At 62.2% G+C, this 24431-nt stretch carries 16 protein-coding genes; 14 read left to right on the top strand and 2 right to left on the bottom strand.

The features are described 5' to 3' along the window. Positions 1-33: 33 nt before the first annotated feature. Positions 34-1449: a TolC family protein gene (locus tag Thiosp_RS13315; protein ID WP_201068006.1), complete on the bottom strand. Its 1416-nt coding sequence runs from the start codon at positions 1447-1449 to the stop codon at positions 34-36. Positions 1450-1677: 228 nt separating this feature from the next. On the opposite strand from Thiosp_RS13315, the gene Thiosp_RS13310 reads away from it, so the two are divergent. The 14 genes from Thiosp_RS13310 (at position 1678) to urtE (ending at position 22951) form a co-directional block, all read left to right on the top strand. Then, positions 1678-2223, top strand: a complete 546-nt coding sequence (locus Thiosp_RS13310; RefSeq protein WP_323696466.1) for an NHLP leader peptide family RiPP precursor — start codon at positions 1678-1680, stop codon at positions 2221-2223. A gap of 150 nt (positions 2224-2373) precedes the next feature. After that, positions 2374-3627, top strand: coding sequence for an NHLP bacteriocin system secretion protein (locus Thiosp_RS13305; protein WP_201068005.1), 1254 nt, complete (start codon positions 2374-2376; stop codon positions 3625-3627). Between the two features lie 37 nt (positions 3628-3664). After that, the gene (locus tag Thiosp_RS13300) at positions 3665-5887 is read left to right on the top strand and encodes an NHLP family bacteriocin export ABC transporter peptidase/permease/ATPase subunit (protein WP_201068004.1); all 2223 of its coding nucleotides are present in this window, start codon (positions 3665-3667) and stop codon (positions 5885-5887) included. Next, positions 5884-8892 carry an NHLP bacteriocin export ABC transporter permease/ATPase subunit gene (locus Thiosp_RS13295; RefSeq protein ID WP_201068003.1) on the top strand — a complete coding sequence of 1003 codons (3009 nt, stop codon included), beginning with the start codon at positions 5884-5886 and terminating at the stop codon, positions 8890-8892. Before Thiosp_RS13300 ends, Thiosp_RS13295 begins: the two co-directional genes overlap by 4 nt. A 22-nt stretch (positions 8893-8914) precedes the next feature. Next, positions 8915-10723 carry a YcaO-like family protein gene (locus Thiosp_RS13290; protein ID WP_201068002.1) on the top strand — a complete coding sequence of 603 codons (1809 nt, stop codon included), beginning with the start codon at positions 8915-8917 and terminating at the stop codon, positions 10721-10723. A gap of 196 nt (positions 10724-10919) precedes the next feature. Further along, positions 10920-12980, top strand: coding sequence for a RiPP maturation radical SAM C-methyltransferase (locus Thiosp_RS13285; RefSeq protein WP_201068001.1), 2061 nt, complete (start codon positions 10920-10922; stop codon positions 12978-12980). 96 nt (positions 12981-13076) lie between these two features. Next, the gene (locus Thiosp_RS13280; protein WP_201068000.1) at positions 13077-13625 is read left to right on the top strand and encodes a nitrile hydratase subunit alpha; all 549 of its coding nucleotides are present in this window, start codon (positions 13077-13079) and stop codon (positions 13623-13625) included. A gap of 33 nt (positions 13626-13658) precedes the next feature. Then, the gene (locus Thiosp_RS13275) at positions 13659-15173 is read left to right on the top strand and encodes a radical SAM family RiPP maturation amino acid epimerase (RefSeq protein ID WP_201067999.1); all 1515 of its coding nucleotides are present in this window, start codon (positions 13659-13661) and stop codon (positions 15171-15173) included. 122 nt (positions 15174-15295) lie between these two features. Next, a complete protein-coding gene (locus tag Thiosp_RS13270; RefSeq protein WP_201067998.1) occupies positions 15296-16756 on the top strand; it encodes a radical SAM family RiPP maturation amino acid epimerase in 1461 nt (486 codons plus the stop codon). Positions 16757-17051: 295 nt separating this feature from the next. Then, positions 17052-18350 carry an urea ABC transporter substrate-binding protein gene (gene urtA, locus Thiosp_RS13265; protein WP_201067997.1) on the top strand — a complete coding sequence of 433 codons (1299 nt, stop codon included), beginning with the start codon at positions 17052-17054 and terminating at the stop codon, positions 18348-18350. Between the two features lie 185 nt (positions 18351-18535). Continuing rightward, positions 18536-20170: an urea ABC transporter permease subunit UrtB gene (urtB, locus tag Thiosp_RS13260; RefSeq protein WP_242518734.1), complete on the top strand. Its 1635-nt coding sequence runs from the start codon at positions 18536-18538 to the stop codon at positions 20168-20170. 3 nt (positions 20171-20173) lie between these two features. Then, on the top strand, positions 20174-21286 hold the full coding sequence (gene urtC / locus Thiosp_RS13255; RefSeq protein WP_201067996.1) for an urea ABC transporter permease subunit UrtC: 1113 nt from the start codon (positions 20174-20176) through the stop codon (positions 21284-21286). After that, positions 21283-22104: an urea ABC transporter ATP-binding protein UrtD gene (urtD, locus tag Thiosp_RS13250; protein ID WP_201067995.1), complete on the top strand. Its 822-nt coding sequence runs from the start codon at positions 21283-21285 to the stop codon at positions 22102-22104. The genes urtC and urtD overlap by 4 nt, the downstream gene beginning before the upstream one ends. A 151-nt stretch (positions 22105-22255) precedes the next feature. Beyond that, entirely contained in the window at positions 22256-22951 is a 696-nt protein-coding gene (gene urtE / locus Thiosp_RS13245; RefSeq protein ID WP_201068086.1) for an urea ABC transporter ATP-binding subunit UrtE, read from the top strand. A gap of 101 nt (positions 22952-23052) precedes the next feature. Here the strand turns inward: urtE and glgC are convergent, their stop codons facing one another. Beyond that, entirely contained in the window at positions 23053-24306 is a 1254-nt protein-coding gene (gene glgC, locus Thiosp_RS13240; RefSeq protein WP_201067994.1) for a glucose-1-phosphate adenylyltransferase, read from the bottom strand. Between the last annotated feature and the right edge of the window lie 125 nt (positions 24307-24431).

Genomic DNA, 24431 nt, shown 5'->3' with positions numbered 1-24431 from the left:
GGCAGCCCCGTCGGAACACAATGATCGCCACGTTCACGGCGTAGGCAACTGGGTACCGAAGAGCTTGCGGCGCACCCGGTTAATGTACGCCTGGGTGTCGAAGCTGGAGACAGCGAGTTTCAGGTCTTGGGGCGTGTAGCGGCCCATCAGCGCTAGAATTTGAGCCTGGGCGAGGAAGGCCTGGTATTGGAGCGAGACCTGGTTCTCGAGCGCTTCGTCGAGTTCGGTGCGTGCATCTAGCAGGTCTTTCATGGTGGAGGTGCCGTCGCGCAGCTGGCGCTCGAAACCGGCGAGGGTGTCGCGGTAGGCGCTGACCTCCCGGGCCGTGCTTTGGCTTTGTGCGCGCGCGGAGCTGTGTTGGGCCCAGGCGCTTTCGATGGCGTTGATCAGTGAATTCGATGCGCTGCGGGCCTGGCTTTTTGCCACGCTGAGATTGGCACGCGCCTGGCGCACCTGGGAGTGGTTCTCGCCGCCGTAAAAAAGCGGTACCTGAACTTGCAGGCTAAGTGTCAAGTCGTCCTCGCGCTCGAATTCCGAATAGTCTAGGGCGTTGGTATAGCGGGATTTATCCCAGCTGCGCGTTAGGGTGGTGTAGGCGGTGACGCTCGGTAGCAGCTGTCCGCGCACGACCTTGATGTCGCTCGCGGCCGTGTCGGCGCCAAGACGAGCGACACGCAATGCGGGGTTGGCCCGAAGGGCGGTGGTTTTGGTCTCGTTGAGACTGACAGGAAGGGCGGGGAGCAGGCTCCAGCGCGGCGGCAGCTGATCGGGCGCAGCGCCAGAGACGGCCAGATAGTCGCTTTCGGCCTGGGCCAGTTCGCCCTGGATCGCTGCTTTGTTGGCTTGAGTCGCAGCCAGACTGGCCTGCGTCTGAGCGCGGTCGGTCAGTGTGATCAGCCGGTTCTCGAACAGGTCGTCCGACTCAGCCGAGAGTTTAAGCAAGAATTTTTCGATGTCATCGTTCAGCCGCGTCAGTTCACGATAGAGCATCACGGTGGCATACGCCTGGGTGGCGGTGAACAGCGTTTGGGCGACGCTTTGGTCGAGCTCGGCGACAGTGGCTGCGACCTGGGACTCAGCCGAGGCGAGGTTGGCGGAGCGGGCACCGCCTTCGTAAAGGCTGAGCGATAGTTCGAGTTCGAGCGATCGGTCGGTTAGACGCTCGTTCATGTCCGCGACTGTGTTGCGGCCCTGGGTGTCGTCCTTGGTGACCTGCTGAATGCGAGAGCGGCCTTCGGTAGCAATGAGGTCGACCTGCGGCAGCCAGTCGGCGCGAGCCTGGGGAAGCAGTTCGGCACTGGCGCGGACCTCGCCGATGGCCGTCTGGATATCAGGGTTGGTGTCGTAAACCCGCGTTAGCATGGCGGCGAGAGTTTCGCCTCGCGCCGGCATTAGTGCCGAGCCGCCGCAGCAGAAAACAACAAACAACAGGTGTCGATGGCGTTTCATGGGGCCTGGGGGGATGGTTAGGACATGCGGGGCATGATAGACGTCATGGATTGCGAAAATTGGACTATGCTTCTAGGACGGTAGGGGAGTCGACCCCCGGGCGCGCTCGGCGAGGGTGATCGCCGCAGACGTGTTGCGAACCGGCCAGGGCGCGCGGCTTTCGTAACCCGATATCCATTTGGCGGCACCCATATCGGGTGCCCGCGTTCTGAGGAGGCGAGGACCGATATGGCAGCAAGTATGAAGGCAAAAACCGTCTATGGCGCAGCGATTGCCAAGAGTTGGAAAGATCCGTCCTATAAGCAGCGGCTGTTAAGCGACCCGGTCGCCACGCTGAAGGACGAAGGACTTGATATTCCGCCCGGGGTTCGGGTTGAGGTGCTTGAAGATACGGATCAGATCAAATATGTGGCTTTGCCACCTGACATGCATTCGGATCATCCCGACAAGGATAAGCTGTACAGTTTTCTTGGCAAGAATTTTCCGCTCGAATCCGGTCAGGAAATTCGCCTGCTGCAGAATACCGATTCGCTGCGCTATCTGACCATTCCTGTGGCTGCCGCAGTGCTTGGTGCCGCCGCAGTGAGTGACGCGGATCTCGATAAGGTGGCTGGTGGCGATGTCGAAGCGACCACGACCAACACCACCGAGGCAGTCGAAGCTGAGACAACCGAAGTGACGGTGACCGAGACCACCGAGTTGCAGGACACCGAAACCACGACCACAGCCGTGGCCGAGGTAGAGGTGGCGGTGGTGCCCGGTTTTATCACCTGAAAGATCGGTGCCAATGCGCACCTGCTTGTCGCCTCCTGCGACAGGCGGACTGCCGCGAGCCATGGAAGGCACCCGCGGGGCTCCCGGCGGGTGCTGATTCTTAGCGCTCTTCGCCCCGGTAGATTCGATCCGTGAGATCCTCGATACTTAATGACTGACCTATACCGGTCGGAAGCGCTGCAACGAATGCGCAGCCCGGAGCAGCTCGATGCAATGCTGCGGTTGACCCATCCCCGGGCATGGATGCTGCTTGGCATTCTCGGTGCGTTGATCCTGCTTGCCACTGCTTGGGGATTGTTCGGGCAGATTCCGATTCGCGTCAATGGCATGGGGGTGATCACCCTGGCTGACGTGAACACATATAGGCTTCAGGCGCAGGCGGCCGGGTCGGTGCGCTCGGTGGCGGTCAATGCCGGTGATCGGGTGGCTGCCGGAGCAACCATTGCCACCCTAGCATTGCCGGTCGACGAGGCCGAACTGGTCAGCGCGCAAGCCGCCTTGCGTTTGGCGCAGGAGCAGTACGCGACCCAGTCGAAATTCCTGCAGGAAGATACCAACCTGCGACGCAAGACCACCGCCGAGCTGGAAAAAACCCTGCAGTCGGTGATTGCCGACAGCGAGCAGCAGCTGAACTTCCTGCAGGATTTGCTCAACACTCAGACGGCGGCGCTGAAGAAGGGCTATTACACTCGCCAACAGGTTGAGTCGACTCGTTCGAGCCTGTTCTCCACCACCCAGGCGATTGCCAAGGCGCGCGACCAGATTGCGCAGAATCGCTTGTCGCTGAGCGAGGCCGAGAACCAGAACCGCCAGCAGGACCTGAGTCTGCGCACCGCTGTTGAGCAGGCCGAAGCGCCGGTTAAACGGTTGCTCGCGACCCTAGGCAGCGAGCAGATCGTCACCAGTCCGGTCGCCGGGGTGGTGACTGAGCTCGATCTGGCCCCAGGGGCGATGGTGGAGGTCGGGCAATTGGTGGCGGTGGTTGAGCAATGGGGCGAAACCCTTAATGCAGTCGGCTATTTCGCCGTGGGCCAGGGAAAGCAAATTCAGACCGGGATGGAGGCCGAAGTTTCACCGCTGTCGGTCGAGCGCGACCGCTATGGCAGCCTGCTCGCGCGGGTCGAGGCCGTTAGCCTGCTGCCGGTGACCGAGGACGCCCTGGTCGCGCGGCTGGGGAATCAGACGCTGGCACAGACTCTGCTCCAAGGTGGGGCGCCGATTAGCGTCACCCTGTCCCTGATCAAGGATGAAAAAACTCAAAGCGGTCTGCAATGGACCTCCTCGCAAGGACCGCCAGTGACCATTACACCAGGCGATACCGCCGCGGTCTCGGTGGTGGTTCGCGAGCAGCGCCCGATCGAATTCGTGATTCCGCTGTTCGCCGCTTGGACGCGCCCTTCCTGATGGCGTTCGCCACTCCAATGCGCGCTTGGGCCCTGCGATGATGCGCGCGCGTCGCCAGCTCCAACGCAAGCGCACCCCGACCATTTTACAGATGGAAGCGGTCGAATGCGGGGCGGCGGCGCTTGGGATCATGTTGGCCTATTTCGGCCGGTGGGAGCCGCTCGAGACGCTCAGGGTTGAGACCGGAGTGTCGCGCGATGGTGCCAAGGCAAGCAATATCGTCAAGGCCGCGCGTCATTACGGGCTCGACAGCAGTGGCATGAAGCTCGATCTCGCCGGGGCGCTCGCACTGCCGCCACCCTTCATCGTGTTCTGGAACTTCAATCACTTCGTGGTGTTTGAGGGTCAGGACCACCGCCACGTCTACCTCAACGATCCCGCCGTCGGTCCGCGCCGCATCACGCATCAAGAATTCAGCGACGGTTTCACCGGTATTGCGCTGCAGATGCAGCCGACAGCGGCTTTCGCGCCCGGTGGACAGCGTGCGAGCTTGTTCCACGCATTGAGCGCGCGCCTGCAGGGTGCACAGGGGTTGCTGTCGATTGCTTTGCTGGCAACCCTGATGCTGGTTGTGCCGGGCTTGCTGGTGCCGGCTCTGCTCAAGACCTTCATCGACGATGTTCTGGTACGCGGCGCCAACAGCTGGATTTTGCCGCTGCTGGTTGGATTGGCGCTGGTGGCGGTGTTCTCGGTGCTGATCACCTGGATGCAGCAGCGCTACCTGTTGCTGTTGCGTACCCGTCTCGCGATCACCTCGGCAAGCCAGTTTTTCTGGCATGTCCTGCGGGTTCCGGTGGTGTTCTATACCCAGCGTTATGTCGGGGATGTGGCGGCGCGGGTTCAGTCCTGTCACCGGCTGGCATCCCTGCTGTCTGGCCCGTTGTCATCGACCCTGGCCGATCTGCTGATGATTGGCTTTTATCTGCTGGTGATGCTGCTCTACAGCGTCGAGCTGACACTGGTGGTGGTGGCCTTTTCCCTCGCCGGGCTGGGCGTGGCTGCGCTGATGCGCGGTCAGCTCGCCGATATCAACAGTCGTCTGCTCAAACAGAGCGGCAAGCTGACCGGCGTGGCCATGGCCGGTCTGCAGGCAATGGATACCTTAAAGGCCAGCGGCAGCGAGCGCGACTTTTTCGCCTCATGGGCCGGACACCAAACGCTGATGATCAACTCACAGCAGTCCCTGGGGGTCAGCTCGCGGCTGCTCTCGGCCGCACCCTCCCTGCTGAATCAAGGATTGACCTCACTGGTGCTCGGCCTTGGGGGATTGTTGATCATCGACGGAAACCTGACTGTCGGGGCCTTGATTGCTTTCCAAAGCATGATGTCGCATGTCACGGGGCCGGTGTCCCACCTGATCGGCTTTACCGGCACCCTGCAGACAGCGCGCGGCGAGCTGCTGCGCATCAATGACGTGCTCGACTATCCGAGCGATCCGCTGTTGGCCGAAGGCGAGCGCTCATTGCGATCGGACGGTCCTAGCAGGGCGCAGCCCGACATCGAGACGGGCACCGGAACCATCAAGGAGCCGATGGCGCTGCTGAGCGGTCACATCAGCGTGCGCAATCTGACCTTCGGTTACAGCCATCTTGATCCGCCGCTGGTCGACGGGCTCAGCCTGGAGGTCAAACCCGGACAGCGCATCGCCTTTGTGGGAGCCTCGGGCAGCGGGAAGTCGACCCTCGGGCGCCTGCTGCTCGGGCTCTATCCGCCGAACAGCGGGGAGATTCTTTATGATGGACGCCCGTTTGCCGAGATTCCACGCGAGATCTTCACCGCCTCGGTCGCCGCGGTCGACCAGGACATCAAACTCTTTCCGGGCAGCGTGCTCGACAATCTCCGCCTCTGGGATACGAGCATCAGCGAGGCGGATGTCGTGCGCGCCGCGCAGGATGCTTGTATCCACGAGACCATCGCCGCACGCCCCGGTGGCTATGCCAGCGAGGTCGGCATCGCCGCGCCCGCCTTCAGCGGCGGACAGGCGCAGCGTATGGAAATCGCTCGGGCACTGACGCGCAACCCCAGCGTGATGATTCTCGACGAGGCCACTGCGGCACTCGAACCCCTGACCGAGCAGCAGATCGACAACAATCTGCGTCGTCGGGGCTGCACCTGCATCATCATCGCCCATCGGCTCAGCACGATTCGCGATAGTGACGAGATCATCGTGCTGAAGCGCGGCAAGGTCATCGAGCGTGGCGACCATGACAGCCTGGTGGCTGCGCGTGGAGCCTACTTCCGCCTGGTACAGGCGCAATGACCGAGAAGGACCCGGCAGCGAGCGCCGCGGTGCCCTCCACAAAGCCGGTGGATTGCGATGCGTTGGCTGCGGCCTTGGGTCTGAGCATCGAGGATCAGCTGCCGGTCGGTAGCCGCGAGGCTTTCGTGTTGGGCGCGCTGCAAGCACCCAGGCTGGTGCTTGCCGGCGCCCTCGAGTTGTTTCTGGTGCCTGGTGAAGCGGCGGATGCGGGGCGCCGCCACCATGTTTGTACTCTTCCAGCGGGCAGCCTGTGCCCGCAGCTGACACATCCGTGTGAACAACTGCATCTGCTCGCCGTGCCGCGACAGGGCACCCGGGTTGCCGAACTTTCCCGGTCAATCCTGGCGCGGGCGCCTGCCGATTCGGGCCAAGCCGCGGCGCTGAGCGAAGCCGTTGATACCATGCTCGGTGCACTGGCCCGTGCGGACTGGTTGTCGCGGCCGCCATCGCAAGCCCGCGCGCTGCTGGCGGGACCGCTGACGCTGGCTCAGGGTGAGAAGCTGGCCACCGCGCATAGTCGCGTCCTTTGGCTGCATTCTTCAGCGGATGCTCTGTTGGCATCGGGCCCGCGCGGGGTGGCGCGTCAGGTTCCGCTCTGGTTTCCGCTGTGCGGCCATCTCTGGCTCCATGCGCGGGCCGACTGCACCTGTGAGGTGGTGGATTCGGCGGAATTGCTGACCCGAGCAACCCTTGAGACCGCGCTGAGCGAGTTTCTGAACTGGCTGCTCGCGCTCGGCCCCGATGCGCTGGCAATGCAGGAGCAACAGGCTGGCACTCGCATCAGGCGCAGCCGGGCCGCGCTTGAGCGATCCGTCGAATCCTCTTTGTGGTCGCTCGCTGCCATTCTCGGCATGCGTCGCAGGCGTTTGCCGACACCCTCGCCGGAGCCAATGATCAATCTGCTCTGGCTGGTGACGGACGAATTCGGCATCAAGCGCCCGAATGAGGATGAGCTGCGTCAGGCGCTCGCCACAGATGATCCTATGCTGGCTCTGGCCCAGCGAGCCGGGCTTTTTCTGCGCGCGGTCGAGCTTGAGGGGGACTGGTGGAGGGATGCCCAGGAACCGCTGTTTGCAACCTTGACTGGGGAGGGTAAGCCACAGTTGTTGCTGCCCGGCCGGTGGCGCCGCTACGACGCGATCGACCCGGCAAGCGGTTTGCGACTGGGTGTGGACCGCGAACTGGCGGCCCGCTTCGACAGCAAGGCAAGGGTATTCTACCGGCCTTTTCCGGATGGGCCGCTGCGCGCCCCGGCGGTGCTGCGCTTTGGGCTGCGCGGCTTGAGGGCGGACGTCTGGCTGGTGGTACTGCTGATTCTGCTCAGCGGTATGCTGTCGCTTGCGATGCCGACATTGAGTCAGCGCGTGTTCGATCCGATTATTCCTTTGGCGGCCACCGGGCAGTTGCTGGTTGTGGTGCTGGCGATTCTGGTCGCCGGCTGGGCGCGTAATGGCTTTGGTCTTTTGCAGGGGCTCCATCTGCTGCGCATCGAGGGGCGCATGACAACCTCGGTGCAGACAGCGGTATGGGACCGACTGCTGAAACTGCCTGCGCGATTTTTCCATGACTTTGCCGCTGGCGACCTCGCCAATCGAGCCATGAGCGTCGATGCAATGCGCAAGGTGCTGTCTGACACGGCACTATCTGGCATCACCCACGGCATCATCGCCGTATTCAGCCTTGGTCTGCTGTTCTACTATGACTGGCGTGTGACCCTGGCGGTGCTGGTGGCGGTGCTCCTCTATGGGGCGATCGCCGTTTACGCCGGACGCAAAGTCGTGGGCAAGAACCGCGAGATCCTAAAGCGCGAAGGGCATTTGCAAGGCGTGGTTCTGCGCCTGCTCGATGGCTTGACCAAGCTGCGGGTGGCGGGAGCAGAGCCGGCCGCCTTTGCTCACTGGGGGCAGCTGTACGCCAAGCTGCAGCAGGTCAGCTACGACCAGCAGCGGCTGGAGAACATCCTGACGGTGTTCAAGTCAGGCTTCTCCCATTTCACCATGGTGGCGGTGATTCTGGCCATCAGTTGGCAGGGACATGAGCTGCTGGCCTTCTACGAGACGCCTGCAACTTGGGGGCAGCTCGACAGCCGACAGCTGCAGGAGATCATGCCAACAGCGCGCTTTGTCGCCTTCAATGTCGCGCTCGGGCAGTTCGTCGGCGGGGCTTTCGGGCTCATTTCCATGCTGGTGCGCCTGAGCATCCTGCCGGCCTACTATGAGCGAGTCGAGCCCATCCTGACCACGACAACAGAGCAGAGCGAAGGCGCGGCGGACCCGGGCGACATTCAGGGGGAGGTTGCTGTCGAAGGTGTGGTGTTCCGCTACCAGCCGGATGGTGCGGTAGTGCTCGATGGTGTCAGCCTGCATGCCGCGCCGCACGAGATGGTTGCGGTGGTGGGACCGTCCGGCGCTGGCAAGTCCTCTTTGGTGCGGCTTATTCTGGGATTCGAGACGCCGGAGGCCGGCTCTGTGTTTCTTGATGGCAAGGATATCGCCGGTCTGAACAAGCACGCCATGCGCCGCGGGTTTGGGGTCGTTCTGCAGAACGGGATGCTGTTGTCGGGCTCGATCTACCAGAACATTGCCGGCGGTGCCCAGTTGAGCCGAGACCAGGTGATGGAAGCGGCGCGCCTGGCCGGACTAGCCGATGACATCGAGGCTCTACCGATGGGGCTGGATACCCACCTGAGTGAGGGTGCAACCACCTTCTCTGGTGGGCAGCGGCAGCGGTTGATGATTGCGCGTGCGCTGGTGCATCGCCCGCGGGTACTGATCTTCGACGAGGCCACCAGCGCGCTGGATAATCGCAGTCAGCAAGCCGTCACCGAAGGGCTGGAGACCCTTAACAGCACGCGCATCGTCATTGCGCACCGTCTCAGCACCATCATGCATGCCGACCGCATCTATGTGCTCGACCGAGGTCGTGTCGTCGAGCACGGCGATTACCAGGCCCTGCTGGCGGCCGGTGGCCTGTTCGCGGCCATGGCCCGTCGCCAGATGCTATGAGCCTGCCCAACGGAGATCAGCCATGCTGGATTCGGCAATGACGGACTCACCGCTGACGATCGCGGGCAGCGCCTGGAGACGGGACGCTGAAACCTTCAAATGCGCGCCAGTGAGTCATACCATCGCGCGCATTCAGGCCGGGTTTGCCCGGCTGGGGCTGAAAATCGGCGAAACATCGGGCACCCTTGGCGGGAATCGCGAGCTGAGCTGGTTACGGGTGCGCTGTGATGAACTCGGCATGGAGGCTTCCGGCAAAGGCGTGTCGCCGGCGCTGGCGCGCGCCAGTGCGTTTGCCGAGTTGGCTGAGCGCTTTTCGGCCGGGCTGTATTTTCGCAGCCTGCGCTTTCGACAGCCGCTGCCGGAGGCTACCCGGGTGGCCGGTTACGACGCCTTTTGCCAGGGTGCCTACTTGACCGGCTACCGGCGTGGCACGGCGGCGGAGGTGAAACAGGCAATTCCTCTCACTTGGCTGGTTGCGCCTAAGACTACAGATGCGGCGAGCGAACGCCTGCTGGCTGCGGATGCGCTCAGTCAGCACTGGGTCAGTGGCTGGTCGCTGAGCCGCAAGGCCGCGGTGCGCCTGCCTTGGCCGCTGATCGAGCGGGTGTCCGGCACCAATGGACTGGCCTCGGGAAATACGCTGGAGGAAGCCACCATTCAGGGCATCTGTGAGGTGCTGGAGCGCTTTGCGGCGGTTAGCGCGATCATTGAGCAGCCCGAGTTGCCGACCATCGACCCGGACTCGTTGCCGGATGATCCCGCGGTCGCGGCTTTTCTTCGCTATTGCGCGGACCGCGGTATCGACTGGCAAATCAAGGATTTCTCGCTCGGCTTGGGCCTGCCCTGCATCGGCCTGATGATGACCGACCCGCGCATGAAGGATGCCGGGAATCCGCTCAAGACGGCTTATGCCTATCAGCGCTTTCGTGTCGCCGCATCACCGCGTCCGCGCGAGGCCCTGATCCGCTGCCTGACCGAAGAAAGCCAGAGCCGCTGGCGGGTGTTCGCGGCCGACGCCAGCAATCCCTACGACATTCTTTGGCATCAGCTGTTCAAGCATCTGCCGGAGGAATCGGGACGCCCGAATCCGCTCTATCCGCTGCTGCGCAGCTACGAGTATCCCGGCGAGCTCAGCTTTATGGCGCAAGGGCCTGTGGTGAGTTTCCCGCCTGCGGCGCCGGATCGCGACTGTGGTGCGGAGATCGCCGAGCTCGAGCGTTGCATCGCAAGGCTTGGAAGCGAGCTGATGATTGTCGATCTGACCCACCCGATACTGCAATTTCCAACTGTGCGTGTGGTGGCGCCGGGGGTGTCGAATATTCTCTGCCGGCTCGAGCGCGAGCCCGGTCTGGATATGGAGCGCCTGACGGCCATCAGCGACGACTTTTGTGCGGCCGGGCAGGACTTTTATTTGGACGACGGAAGGCTCAACGACCCTGCGGCCGGGCAGGATCTGGCGCGCCTGCTGGTCGATCACATGCGCCAGCACCATAGCCTGAAGCTGCATACCACGGGCTTACCGCGGCGGCCGCTGCGGATTCCGGAGCTGCTTGTACCGCTGCTGTTGCGCTTGCGGCATCTGCCCGGAGTTGCTGGCTGTTGCGAGACCCTGGCGCTGATGCACCCGGAGCAGGCGCGGCGCTACCGGCACCTGGCGGCTTTGGCGCGCGCGGGCGATGGGGACGCCCTCCAGGCGGAGCTGCGCAACCATGGCCCGCCTGGTGTCTTGCGGGCATTGACGGCGGCTGTCGCCAACCCGCTGCGAGGCGTCGAGGACCCCGCCGCTGCTGCGCGCATCTCAGATCTGATCGCGAGTTTCTACCGGTCATGAGCGCGTGTCTTTTTCGCTGCTGGTTCTTGCGGCCAGAGAAGGATCGGTTGCTGCCTGTATGCAGGGTAAGCCATGAGCATCTATGTGATACACCTAAGGCATTGGCGCGGGCGCTATGATGAGGTCCGCAAAACATGATTGCGAGACAGTTAAAGGAGACGCAGAGCTATGCGGTCCCCACCCATCGAGCTCGACAGTGTGTCTGGTGTCCATGCCCTTCGCGCCCTTGCCGCGGCCATTACCGGCGCTGGGCTTGCTGCAGGCGGCATTGGATCAGGCCGGCATCGCCGCGCAGAGCTGTTACTTCAATCTCTGGTTCGCCAAACGCCATGGCAGTCGCGCCCATGATCGGCCCTATCGCTATCTGAAGTTTTATTTTGGTGACTGGCTGTTTGGCGAAGCGGCTTTTGGTGCTCGCCCTGATACCGACCGGCGCTATCTGAATGCGCTGGCGCGCTACATGCTCGGCAAGCCGGAGCCGGACCCGGCGGCGGTGCAGGCGGTGGTCGAGGGCTGCACCAATTACCGCCGCCAGGCGAGCGAATTTGTTCGCCTCGCCGCGCGCTACCTGCTCGCCTCGCGCGCGCCCATTATCGGCTGCAGCTCGAATTTTCAGCAGCATGGTGCTTCGTTGGCGATTCTGCGCGAAGTCAGGCGGCTGGCCCCAGATGTCATCACCTTGCTTGGCGGTGCCAACTGCGAGGGGCCGATGGGGCTGGCGAGCCATCGCTGTTTTCCCTGGGTCGATTATGTCGTCTGCGGCGAGGGTGAGGGACTGATCGCGTCCCTGGTGCAGCAGATCCTGGAGCATGGGCGCGAGATACCGCTCGCGGCGCTCGCAGCGGGTGTTTGGGGGCCGGCAAACCGCGCGCGCGGCGAGGCCGGCTATCAGCGTCCGCACATGGAGCGTTTTGCTATTTGCACCGATCTCAACGCCAGCCCGGTGCCGAATTACCAGCCGTTTTTCGATTGGGTCCGCCGGCTTGGGCTCGAATCCAACATCCGCCCCGGTCTGCCGATTGAGGGCTCGCGCGGTTGCTGGTGGGGCCGCTGCAGCTTCTGCGGGTTAAACGGCGAGCGTCTGCGTCAGCGCGGTAAGCGCACCGAACGGCTCATCGCCGAGATGGACGCCCTTGAACTGCGGCACCAGTGTCGGGATTTCGAACTCGTCGACAACGTGCCGCCGCCGCGACTGCTGCGTGAGCTAACCATCCATCTGGCAAAGCGACTGGCTGATCCGTCCGCTGAGCAGGGGCCTTTACAACCGCGGACAAAGGGCCCGCCACGGCGTTTGTTCTGCGAGATCCGCGCGGGGTTGTCACGCGATCAGGTTCGTGCTTTGGCCGATGCCGGTATTCATTATGTGCAAGTCGGGCTGGAAGGGCTGCACAGCGAATTGCTGCAACTGATGAACAAGGGCGTCGAAGCCTGGCAGAATCTGCAGTTGCTCAAGTGGACGCGCGAATTCGGCATTTTGAGCACCTACAACTTACTCTGGGGGCTGCCAGGCGAGCGGGACGACTGGCATCGGCAGACTGCGGAATGGTTGCCAGCCATTGAACACCTCGCGCCTGGTGTCGTCTTGCGCTTGCGTTTTGACCGCTTCAGCGATTATCACCGCGATCCAGAGGCTTACGGCTTGCGATTGCGGCCCCATCCGGCGATGCCACTGGTGTATCCGCTCGGTGAGGCGGACCTGACCGAGCTGTCATATTTCTTCGAGCATGATCCAGTGCCCATTGGTCCGGACGGTCGCTACGCCATTGCCGGCCATTTCGATTTTCAGCTCCCGCCGGGTGTGGCGCGTCTTTGCGATGTCACCACCGCGTGGTTTGACACCTTTTTCCGCGCACCGCTGCAGCCAATACTCGCGCGGTCGGACGCGGGGGAGGGGCTCGATATTCTTGACACCCGTGGCTGCGCGGCGAGCCGCCACCATCGTCTCAAGGGGCCGCTGCGCGCGCTTTACGAGTTGGGCGATGCGGCCGTGCGTTTTGAGGATCTGCAGGCCGGCTTGGCCCGAGCGCCGACGCAAGGGCCGGTGATGCGGTTGACCGACCACCAAGTCAGTGCGCTTTGTGGCGAGTTGCTTGATGCGAGGCTGGCGCTTGCGCTGGACGATCGCCTGATCAGTCTCGCGATTCGTGGCGAACAGCCAGCTTTCCCTCGGCATCAGGATTTTCCCGGAGGGCGGATTAGCGCCCACTGGCGGGGCGCTGCGAGCCATACGTCTGCCGCAGGTCAAGTGTCTACATGAGGGTGCATGATAGATTTCATTGTCCGCCGGGGTGTTGTTCAAATGCCGACGGATGGGTTTGGGTCCGCTGTTCAAACAGAGAAAGAGGAGCGCTACATGTCCGTCAGTATCAAAGCCAATACCATTTTTGCTTCCGCCATTGCTAAGAGTTGGAAGGATTCCGCGTATCGCGAACGCCTGCTCGCCGATTCCAAGACCGTGCTGCGCGAGGAGGGCATTCATCTTGGCGATGAGACCGAGGTCATCGCGCTCGCGGACACCGATCTCATCCAACACGTGGTGCTGCCTGTCGACATGAACGACGCTCATCCGGATAAGGACCGCTTGATCGGCTTGCTCGAGAGTCGTTTCCCGCTCTCCGAGGGTCAGCAGATTCGGGTATTGCAGAATTCCCAGAAACGGCGCTACCTGGTCGTGCCCATGGCGCCTGCAACCGCGGTCGGCGGTGAGCTTAGCGATGACGAGCTTGACCGGGTGGCAGGTGGCGGGGATGCCAGTAGCAGCTCCAGTACCGAGGTCGTCACCGATCAAAGCGAGAGCGTGACTGTAGTGCTAGATGCCTGCGCGGTGGTGACCTGTGAGTTCGAAGAGCAGATTCAGGTGGTGACCGTGGTGGAGGTTGCGGCGACTGTCTCCGGTACCTAGTTCGGATCATTCAGGTCACCTCAAGGAACCCTTATGTCCCAGCATCCCGGCGACCAGCAACAGTCGCATTTTCCTGCCGAAGAAGCCGCGGCTGGCTTCATCTCGCTGCTTGGCGACCTCGACCAGGTCCCGCATGACTACAGGGTCGATGTCGCCGAGACCAAGCGCGCGCTCGAGCGCTGGGTCAGCGACGCGCGCATGCGCGAGGATTACGCGCGCGATCCGGCTGCGGCCTTGCGTCGGTTCGATCTCAAACTGTCACCGCGGCAGCTGCATCCGCTGATCGATCATGAAACCGCGTTGGCCCTGAACGACGCCATCGCGCGCGGGGACACTAGCACCTTCCCAAACTCGGTGTTGCGCTACCGGGCTTTTATCCGCGAGAAGATCCGCCATCGCCATGGCCACCGGCTGGAGAATGAGCCGCGGCATCCGCGGCTGGCGAAATGGTGGTGGCGCCAGGTTTATCGTCTGGGTGGTGAGGTCGGGGCGGTCAAGGCGGATCGCATTGTCCATGCACCACTGTCTATCGAGCTGACGCGCGGCTGCTCGGTACACTGCTGGTTCTGTGCCCTGCGGGCCGCTAAGCTCGAGGACATCTGGCCTTATAGCGACGCCAATGCGCGTCTCTGGCGCGAAGTGCTCGAGGTACTCGGTGCCGTGATCGGTCCGACCGCGGCGCGCCATGGGTTCCTCTATTGGGCGACTGAACCGCTCGATCATCCGGATTACGAGCGTTTTCTGGTTGACTTTCACGCCGCCTTTGGCGGTTGTCCGCAGACCACCACCGCGAAGCCGACCGCGGATGTCGAGCGCACCAGACGCCTGCTGCGCCTCTCCTTGTCGCTTGGTGGACATATCGACCGCTTCTCGATACTGAGCCTGTCGGTGCTTGACCAGGTGCATCGGGCATTCTCGGCCGAGGAGCTGCTGCGCGTGGAACTGCTTCCGCAAAACCGCGAGTCCGACGACCATCACAAGAAAGCGAACATCGGCCGCGCGCAGGACCACGCCGATCGGCGCGGCGGGGAATTGTCCTTGGGCTCCAATGCTTCAACCACGGCCTGCGTGTCGGGCTTTCTGCTCAATATGGTTGACCGCCGCGTTCAACTCATTACGCCTTGCGCTGCTAGCGAGCAGTGGCCCCTCGGGTTTCAGGTGCTCGAGGAGGCGCGGTTCGACAACGCGCAAGCGCTCTCCGACGCCATCGAGTTGATGATCGAGCGTCAGATGCCGGCGACTCTTGAGTTGCGCGATCTGGTGCGCCTGCGACCCAATCAGCGCATCAAGCTCGCTGACAATGGCGACCTACGCGTGATCTCACAGCTAGCCTTCCCAATATCCGGGCAACCACAGCCACAAAGGCTGCTCGACTTGTTAACTGATGGCACTCGCAGTGTCGCCGAGCTGGCCGAGACGCGCATGGCTGAGGCGGGAGTGGCGCCAGAACATACGCTGCTTTTGCTGCACGAGCTGTTCGAGAAAGGTACCCTGCTCGCGCCGAGCGAGATCGCTCCAGCGTCACGGGAAGCGGCCACTTCGGCATGACGCCGCCGCAGCCTTTGCCCGCGTCAGTGCATCTCTCCCAGCCCAATTCTCCGACCGCTTCTCACATTGGTGACGCTGGGGAGTCATTGGGGAATCGTTGTGCCGAGACCGATTCTGCTGCTGTGGCGACCTTCTGGCAGCGCGAGCGGGCTTGGGGGTTCCATCCATTGCTTGAGGCGCCACGCGATGCGCCGGCGGAGTACACTGAGGAGGTCGCGCTCGTCAAGCGCGTGCTTGAGTGCTGGAACATCGATCCCGCCTTTCGCGATGCCTGGGCGCAGAGCCCGCAGCATGCGCTGGATGAGCGGGGGATTGGGTTGCCTGCCGAGGACGTGGCGCCCTTGCTAGCATCTGGGCAGTCCGATGCGCTGCTGAAGGCGGTCCATCAGGGGTATGACCTGCCGGATCAGCCGCGGGCGGTGCGTCGCTATTGCGCGCATCTGCGCGAGAAACTTCACTGGCGCGACGCCCACAGGCGCAGCAACAGACCGATCGAGCCGCGCATGGCCGCCTGGTGGGATCGCCAAGTGGGCCGCTTGTCCGGGCAGATAACCGCGGACAAGGCCGACGCCATCGTGCATACACCGGTCAGCTTCGAGCTATGCGAAGGCTGCTCGGTCGGCTGCTGGTTTTGCGCGCTGGCTTCCGACTCTCTGCAGGGTCGCGTCTGGCGAGCGACTTCCGAGCATCTGGCCCTATGGCGCGCTGTGCTGGAGTCGCTCCTTGAGCGTATCGGCCCTGCCGTTGGCAATGCCTTTTGTTACTGGGCGACTGAACCGTTCGATAACCCGGACTACGAGGTCTTTCTGCGGCATTTTCATCAAGTGCTCGGCCGTTGGCCGCAGACCACTACCGCTCGGCCAATGGCCGACATTGCACGCACCCGCGCGCTGGTCAAGCTTGGTGAGGAAAGCGGGGTACTTAATCGCTTCTCGATATTGTCGCATGCCATTGCCACGCAGGTGCACACTGCCTTCAGTCCGAGCGAACTGTTGCTGACCGAACTGCTCCCGCAGAATCGCGGTGCCAACCCCAGGTTCCGCAAGGCACGCGCCGGGCGACTTCTCGCGTCCGCGAGTCCGACCTTGACGCAAACCCCAACAACCATTGCCTGCGTCTCCGGATTTCTGATCAATCTATGGGCACAGCGAATTCAACTGATCACCCCTTGTCCGGCCTCGGAGGCCAATCCGAAAGGATACCGGGTCCTGGGAGAGGCCTTTTTCTCGGATGCCAGGGGCTTCGACGCGGAGATTGAGGGCATGATTGACGCGCACATGCTCCGCTTTCCGCCGCTGGATGTCCCGCTGCGGCTGCGCCCGGACCTCCGCATCGATTGCCCTGACGATACCCATCTGCTGTTTCGCGCGCTGGCCAAGCGGGTGACCGTCGCCAACCAGCCTCGCAGCCGTCAGTTGGCGGAATTATTTGTGGATGGCCTTCATAGCCCAGCCGCCATCGCCGAGGCGCGTGAGCAAGCCGCCGGCGTCTCCTGCCAGAACAGCTTTTTTTTAATCAATCAGTTGTTCGATCTCGGGCTCTTTGTCGAGACTCCAGTTCGCGGCCAGATTCGCGGGCTTTGATAGCGTTTTCGGGGCTTGGAGGCTGCGCGTGCTGTCGGAATAAGTGGACAGACGCCAGACGCGCGCTTTAATGGTGCGCGGCGCCTGAGTGGACGCTCTTTTGGGGTGCGTTCTTGGCCATGGAGTTGGTTTCTGGCGTTGCGAATTATCAATGTGCTGCCTGTCCTTACCTCAATAACTGAAGCCTGGCATGCTCGATGCTTAATCCCTACGGTCGAGCAGTCTGCCTTGGGGCTAGGTCCCGCGACTGCGACATTTTCCCGTGAATGACGGCTCTGATTAAGGTACTCAAATCATGCCCATTGCGACATCTCTGAAAAACCTCCCGCTGGCCGCCGCGCTGGCCGCTGGGGTGACTTTGGCAACCCCGGTCCTGGCCGAGGACGACACCATCAAGGTCGGCATCCTGCATTCCCTGTCCGGCACCATGGCCATCAGCGAGACCACGCTGAAGGACACCATGCTGATGCTGATCGATGAACAGAACGAGAAGGGCGGGCTGCTCGGTAAGAAGCTTGAGGCCGTGGTGGTCGATCCGGCCTCTGACTGGCCGCTGTTTGCTGAGAAGGCGCGCGAGCTGATCGAAAAGGACAAGGTGGCCGCAGTCTTTGGTTGCTGGACCTCGGTGTCGCGCAAGTCCGTGCTGCCGGTGTTCGAGGAGCTCGACAGTCTGCTGTTCTATCCAGTGCAGTACGAGGGCGAGGAGTCCTCCGGCAATGTCTTCTACACCGGCGCGGCGCCCAATCAGCAGGCCATCCCGGCGGTGGATTATCTGATGAACAATCTCGGTGTCGAGCGCTGGGTGCTGGCCGGGACCGATTACGTCTATCCGCGTACCACCAACAAGATCCTTGAAGCCTACCTCAAGGACAATGGCGTAGCCGAGGAAGACATCATGATCAACTACACGCCATTCGGTCATTCCGACTGGCAGTCGATCGTCTCGGACATCAAGAAATTCGGCTCGGCCGGGAAGAAGACCGCAGTGGTCTCCACCATCAATGGCGATGCCAACGTGCCCTTCTATAAAGAGCTGGGCAACCAGGGAATTTCCGCGACCGACATCCCGGTGGTCGCCTTCTCAGTGGGCGAGGAAGAGCTCTCTGGCATCGACACCGCGCCGCTGGTCGGCCATCTGGCCGCCTGGAATTACTTTATGAGTGTCGAGAGCGAAGGGAACGATGAGTTCATCGAGGCCTGGCACAAGTTCATCAAGAACGAAGATCGTGTGACCAACGACCCGATGGAAGCCCACTATATCGGCTTTAACATGTGGGTCGACGCGGTCGAGAAGGCTGGTACCACCGACCCCGAGGCCGTGGCCGATGCCATTATTGGCGTCTCAGTGCCCAATCTTTCAGGCGGCTACTCGGCGATGATGCCTAATCATCACATCACCAAGCCAGTGCTGATCGGTGAGATTCAGGACGATGGTCAGTTCCAGGTCGTCTGGGAGACCTCAGGGCTGGTGGTTGGCGACGCCTGGTCGAACTTCCTGCCGGGCTCCAAGGACATCATCGCCGACTGGCGCGCCCCCCTGTCCTGCGGTAACTACAACGTCAAGACCGGCAAGTGCTCGGGCCAGAACTTCTGAAGCCGGTGCATTTTGGCCCCGGCGCTTAAGCGCCGGGGCTAGAGGCGCGAGCGGCCGTCATTACCCTCGACGGCGACCGCTCGCGACCAACCTCAGAGTTGAAGACGCATTGCCACGTGTTGGTTGCAAACGAGTATCCATCAGCCGCGATGGCGGTTCCCCAGGCGATCTTTAACGTTCCCCTTATGCAGCCACAGCCAACCACACCCCGTCTGACCTTCGCGCTGCTTGCGCTCATGCTGCTGCTGACAGCCACACAGGCATTGGCGGCGGAGGTCGAAACCGATGATCCCAAGCTGGACGCGGCCTTTGCGCTTATCCTCGACCGGGATTTCACGGTCAAGGCGAAGGGCATTGAAGCCATCGCGGATAGCGGACATCCGCAAGCGGCGGCCTTGCTGCGCGGTTTGCTCGAGGGGCACCTGCGTCGTCATCAGTCCAGCAGTCGTCTGGTGTTCGTGCGCGAGCAGGGCTCCAGGTTCGCGCTGACCGATGCCGTGACCGGGGAGGATCTGGGCCTGGAGACCAAGCGCAAGGCCAAGCGCCTGCCGATCAACAACCTGATGCGCGCGCGCATCGAAGCGCAATTGGCGCGTTTGGAACTCACTGATCCTGATCCTGGCGTGCGCCTGCGCGCGGCCGAAGCGATGTTGGAGAACCCAGGCGGGGAGAATCAGGCGTTGATTGCTGAGCGTCTGGAGCTTGAAGACAATAACCGCGTGCTTGCAGCCTTGAACGCCGCCCGATCCTTGGGCCTGCTCGAGAGCGGTGATCTGCAGCAGCGACTTGCCGCCATCGCGGAACTGAAGAAAAGTCTCGAGCCGCGGGTGCGCAACGCCCTGGCGCGCCTGGCGGAGAATGATCCCGACGACCAGGTGCGCGCGGCGGCAACCGATGCGCTAGTAGGCATCGATCAACGCATCGCGTTTTTTGGCCAGCTCGAGACGCTGTTTTTTGGCCTAAGTCTCGGCTCTGTGTTGGTGCTCGCGGCCATCGGCCTGGCCATCACCTTTGGTGTCATGGGCGTGATCAACATGGCGCATGGCGAGCTAATCATGCTCGGCGCCTACACCACCTATCTGTTGCAGGTCGCCCTGCCGGGCTATTCCGGGGTGGCGCTGCTGCTTTCGATTCCTACGGCCTTTGTTTTCTGCGGTTTGGTCGGCATCGCCATCGAGCGCGGCGTGATTCGGTTTCTTTATGGCCGACCGCTAGAGACGCTGCTGGCCACCTTCGGCATCAGCCTGATTTTGCAGCAGGCGGTGCGCACGCTGGTGTCGCCGCAGAATGTGCCGGTGGCGAATCCGGACTGGATGAGCGGCTTCTGGCAGGTCAATAGCGTGCTGTCGCTCACCTATAACCGCCTGTTCATCCTGCTCTTTTGTCTGATTGTCTTTGCGCTGCTGTTTTTGCTGCTACGCCGCACCAGCCTGGGATTGCAGGTGCGCGCGGTGTCGCAAAATCGTGCCATGGCGCGCGCCATGGGCGTGCATTCCCAACGCGTCGATGCGCTCACCTTTGGCCTTGGCTCGGGCATTGCCGGGGTAGCCGGGGTGGCGCTGTCGCAGCTGACCAATGTCGGTCCCAACCTGGGGCAGGCCTATATTGTCGACAGCTTTATGGTGGTGGTCTTTGGTGGGGTCGGCAATCTCTGGGGCACGCTGGTTGGCGGCCTCAGTTTGGGCATTGCCAACAAGGTACTCGAGCCCTGGGCGGGCGCCGTGCTGGCCAAGATTCTGGTGCTGGTGTTCATCATTCTGTTCATCCAGCGGCGACCGCGAGGGCTGTTCCCGCAGAAAGGCCGCGCGGCGGAGTCCTGAGCCATGGCTCCCTCGCGTCTGTCACTCTCCCCGCTGCTCGCTGGTGACCGCTCCGCGCTCATCTTTCCGGCGGTGCTGCTGGCGGTCATTGTCATTGTGCCGATCCTGGCCAGCTTGCCCGAGAGCAGCCCGCTGCATCTGCCGACCTACACGGTCACGCTGCTTGGCAAGTATCTGACCTATGCGCTGCTGGCCATGGCGGTCGACCTGGTGTGGGGCTATCTCGGTATTCTCAGCCTCGGGCATGGTGCCTTTTTTGCGCTTGGCGGCTATGCCATGGGCATGTACCTGATGCGCCAGATCGGCGATCGCGGTGTCTATGGCAACCCGGTGCTGCCGGACTTCATGGTGTTCCTCAACTGGCAGGAGCTGCCCTGGTTCTGGCACGGCTTTGATATGTTCTGGTTCGCGATGCTGATGGCCATGCTGGTGCCGGGGCTGCTGGCCTTCATTTTCGGCTGGTTTGCCTTCCGCTCGCGCGTCACGGGCGTGTATCTGTCCATCATCACTCAGGCGCTGACCTATGCGCTGATGCTGGCCTTTTTCCGCAATGAAATGGGCTTCGGCGGCAACAACGGCATGACGGATTTCAAGGATCTCCTGGGCTTTGATCTGCAGTCCGACGCTACTCGCCTGGGGCTGTTCGTTGCCTCCGGGCTGGCGCTGCTAGGCGCTTACTTCGCCTGTCGCGCCATTGTCCGCTCGCGCCTCGGGCGCGTCGCGGTCGCAGTGCGCGACGCCGAAGACCGGGTGCGTTTTATCGGCTACCGTGTGGAGTCAGTCAAGGTGGCGCTCTTTACCTTCTCCGCCGTGCTCGCCGGCATCGGCGGGGCGCTCTATGTGCCGCAGGTTGGCATCATCAATCCGGGTGAATTCGCCCCACTCAACTCCATCGAAATCGTCATCTGGGTGGCCCTGGGTGGGCGCGCGACCCTTTATGGCGCGGTCATCGGCGCCGTGGTGGTGAACTTTGCCAAGAGTTGGTTTACCGCCGCCTTGCCGGATTTCTGGCTGTTCGCCCTGGGCGCGCTCTTCGTGCTGGTGACGCTCTTCTTGCCGCAGGGCATCGCCGGTCTGCTCGGCCGGCTGAAGTCGCGCGAGGCCGCGAAGTCATGACAGCGCTGCGCGAGATGTTCCGCCGCGATCAGGTCTATGACTTCCTGATGCCGCGGGTGGTCGAGGGGCTGGATCTGTCCCACGGTACCCTGCTGTACATGGAAGATGTCTCGGTCAGCTTCGACGGCTTTCGCGCCATCGACACGCTCAACTTTTATCTGGATGTTGGCGAACTGCGTGCGGTCATTGGCCCGAATGGCGCGGGCAAGACCACCATGATGGACATCATCACCGGCAAGACGCGACCGGACACCGGGCAGGTGTGGTTTGGCCAGCGCATGAATCTGCTGCGCATGAGTGAGCCGGAGATCGCCCAGGCCGGCATCGGGCGCAAGTTCCAGAAGCCGACTGTCTTTGAGCAGCACAGCGTGATGGAGAACCTCGAACTCGCCATGGCTGGCCCCAAGGGCGTCTTGCACACCCTGACCGCGCGCCTTGGTCCCGCCGAGCGCGAGCGCATCGATCAGGTGCTGGAGACTGTCGGCCTCACCGATCAGCGCCATGGGCGCGCTGGTGCTCTGTCCCATGGGCAGAAGCAATGGCTCGAGATCGGCATGCTGCTGATGCAAAACCCGCTGCTGCTGCTGGTTGACGAACCCGCCGCCGGCATGACGCATCAGGAAATGGATCGCACCGTGGAACTGCTCAAAACCCTTGCCGGGGATCACAGCGTCGTGGTGGTCGAGCATGATATGGACTTTGTGCGCGCGCTCGATGCCAAGGTCACGGTGCTGCATCAAGGACAAGTTCTGGCCGATGGGCGTATGGAGCGCGTGCAGAATGACCAGCGCGTGATGGAGGTCTACCTTGGCACCTGAATCTGTCCAGACCGACCCGCAAGCGGCCGTGGCCCCCGCCGTGCCCCCCATAACCCCGCCTGTTGCCACAGCAGCCGGCCCATCAGGGGCCGAATCAAACGCCCAGGCGGCCGAGAGTGCAGCCGCTGCGCCAGATGGGGTGAAAACACCGCTGCTGCGCGTCGCCGGACTCAACCAATTCTATGGCGAGAGCCACACCCTCTGGGATCTGGATCTGGACGTCCCGGAAGGGCAGTGCACCTGCCTGATGGGGCGCAACGGTGTTGGCAAAACCACGCTGCTCGGCTGCACCATGGGGCTCTTGCCCGTGCGCAGCGGGCAGATTCAGCTCGCCGGACAAGACCTGTTGCGCGAGTCGGTCGAGCGGCGTGCGCGCCTAGGCATCGGCTATGTGCCCCAGGGGCGGCAGATTTTCCCGCTGCTGACGGTTGAGGATAACCTGCGCATCGGGCTGCCTGTGCGCAGCGACCGAGCGCGAGACATCCCGCCCTTCATCTACGAGCTCTTCCCTGTGCTCAAAGACATGCGCGCCCGCCGCGGCGGCGATCTCTCCGGCGGCCAACAACAGCAGCTCGCCATCGGCCGTGCCCTGGTCATCGACCCCAAGCTGCTTATCCTCGACGAACCCACCGAAGGCATCCAGCCCAACATCGTGCACGAGATCGGCGACATCATTCGCCGCCTCAACCGCGACATCGGCCTCACCGTCCTGCTGGTCGAGCAAAAACTCCCCTTCGCCCGCCGCGTCGCCGACCGCTTCTGCATCCTCGACCGCGGCCGCGCCGTCGCCAGCGGGGGCATCGACCAGCTCAAGGACGAACTGGTGCATGAGTTCCTGACCGTTTAGGCCTGACCGTTACGATAAGGCCAGCTCGCATCGGCCCAGCTCGCATCGGCTAAGCCCCGCGCGAGAAAACGCGGGTTCTGCGCCACCCAGGCGAGCTTCGCTCAGACTGTTATGGTTGAAATTGGAATCGGGGTGCGGCTCCCCTCGACCACGACAATACCGCTGTCGCTCACATGGTAGTGCTTCCTGTCTTCCTCGTGATCGTAGCCAATGACGGAGCCATCTGGAATACGCACGTTTTTTTGCAGAATACAGCGGCGCAGCTTGGAGTGGCGTCCAATATCGCAGTTGTCGAAGATGACGGAGCCCTCGATCTGGCAGCCCGCATGGACAAAAACGTGCCGACCGAGAACGGAGTCCCTGACGAGACCGCCAGAGATGATGCAGCCCCCGGAGACGACCGAATCAATCGCCTGTCCGCGACGATTTTCGTCGTCAAACACAAACTTCGCCGGTGGGTCGGGATAGCTCGCGGTCCGCAGTGGCCATTCGCGGTTGAACAGATTGAGCTCGGGTGAAATGGCGCGGATATCCATATTGGCGTCATAAAAGGCATCGAGGGTGCCGACATCACGCCAGTAAGGAATCTTGTCGGGTTCCTCGCCGGGGATTTTGTTCCTGTTGAAATTGTAGGCAAACATCTCGGCCTGACCGATGGCCTTGGGTAGGATATCTTTCCCGAAATCAAGGGTGCTCGCGGGATCATCGTGGTCCTCCTGGATCATCTTCAAGAGCCTATCCGTGCTGAAGACATAGTTGCCCATGGAGGCATAGACGCGGTTCGGATCGCCGGGAATGGTCGGGGCATCGGCGTTCTTCTCGTGGAATCCGATGATGCGCCCGCTCTCATCAGCCTCGATGACGCCGAAGTCCTTGGCGAATTTCTTGTCCGTGGGCAAGGCCGCGATGGTGACATCGGCCTGCTTGCGCTGGTGATACTCGATCATTTCCCGAATGTTCATCCGGTAGATATGATCCGCACCAAAGACAACGACGATATCCGGGGCGGATTGCTCGATGAGGTTGAGGTTTTGGTGCATGGCATCAGCGGTGCCTCGGTACCACTCCTTGCCCTCGGCGCGCATTTGGGCCGGCACGGGTATCAAGAACTCATTTTTGAGAATGCCACCGAACTGCCAACCATCGGCCAGGTGCTGCAGCAGGGACTGGCTGCGAAACTGGGTCAGCACGAAAATGGAGTAAATCCCGGAATTGACCAGATTGCTGAGCACGAAGTCGACAATTCGGTACTTTCCACCAAAGGGGACGGCCGGTTTGGCACGGTCACGGGTCAGTGGATAGAGTCGCGTTCCCTCGCCGCCAGCGAGAACAAAGGCAAGAACCTTGAGCTGCATATCGCCTCCTATGTGTCAAGTCCATGAATGTAAGGCCGTTTTTCGATGATCTCGGAGAATATCGCGATGGCCTGCGGTCATTTTGCTAACCGAACCCGTTTGATTGAAACATTGATTGAACCAAG

Source organism: Thiorhodovibrio litoralis (assembly GCF_033954455.1).
Taxonomy (GTDB): Bacteria; Pseudomonadota; Gammaproteobacteria; order Chromatiales; family Chromatiaceae; genus Thiorhodovibrio; species Thiorhodovibrio litoralis.
Note: the sequence above shows the minus strand (reverse complement) of the source record. Positions and strands in the feature narration are given on the sequence as shown.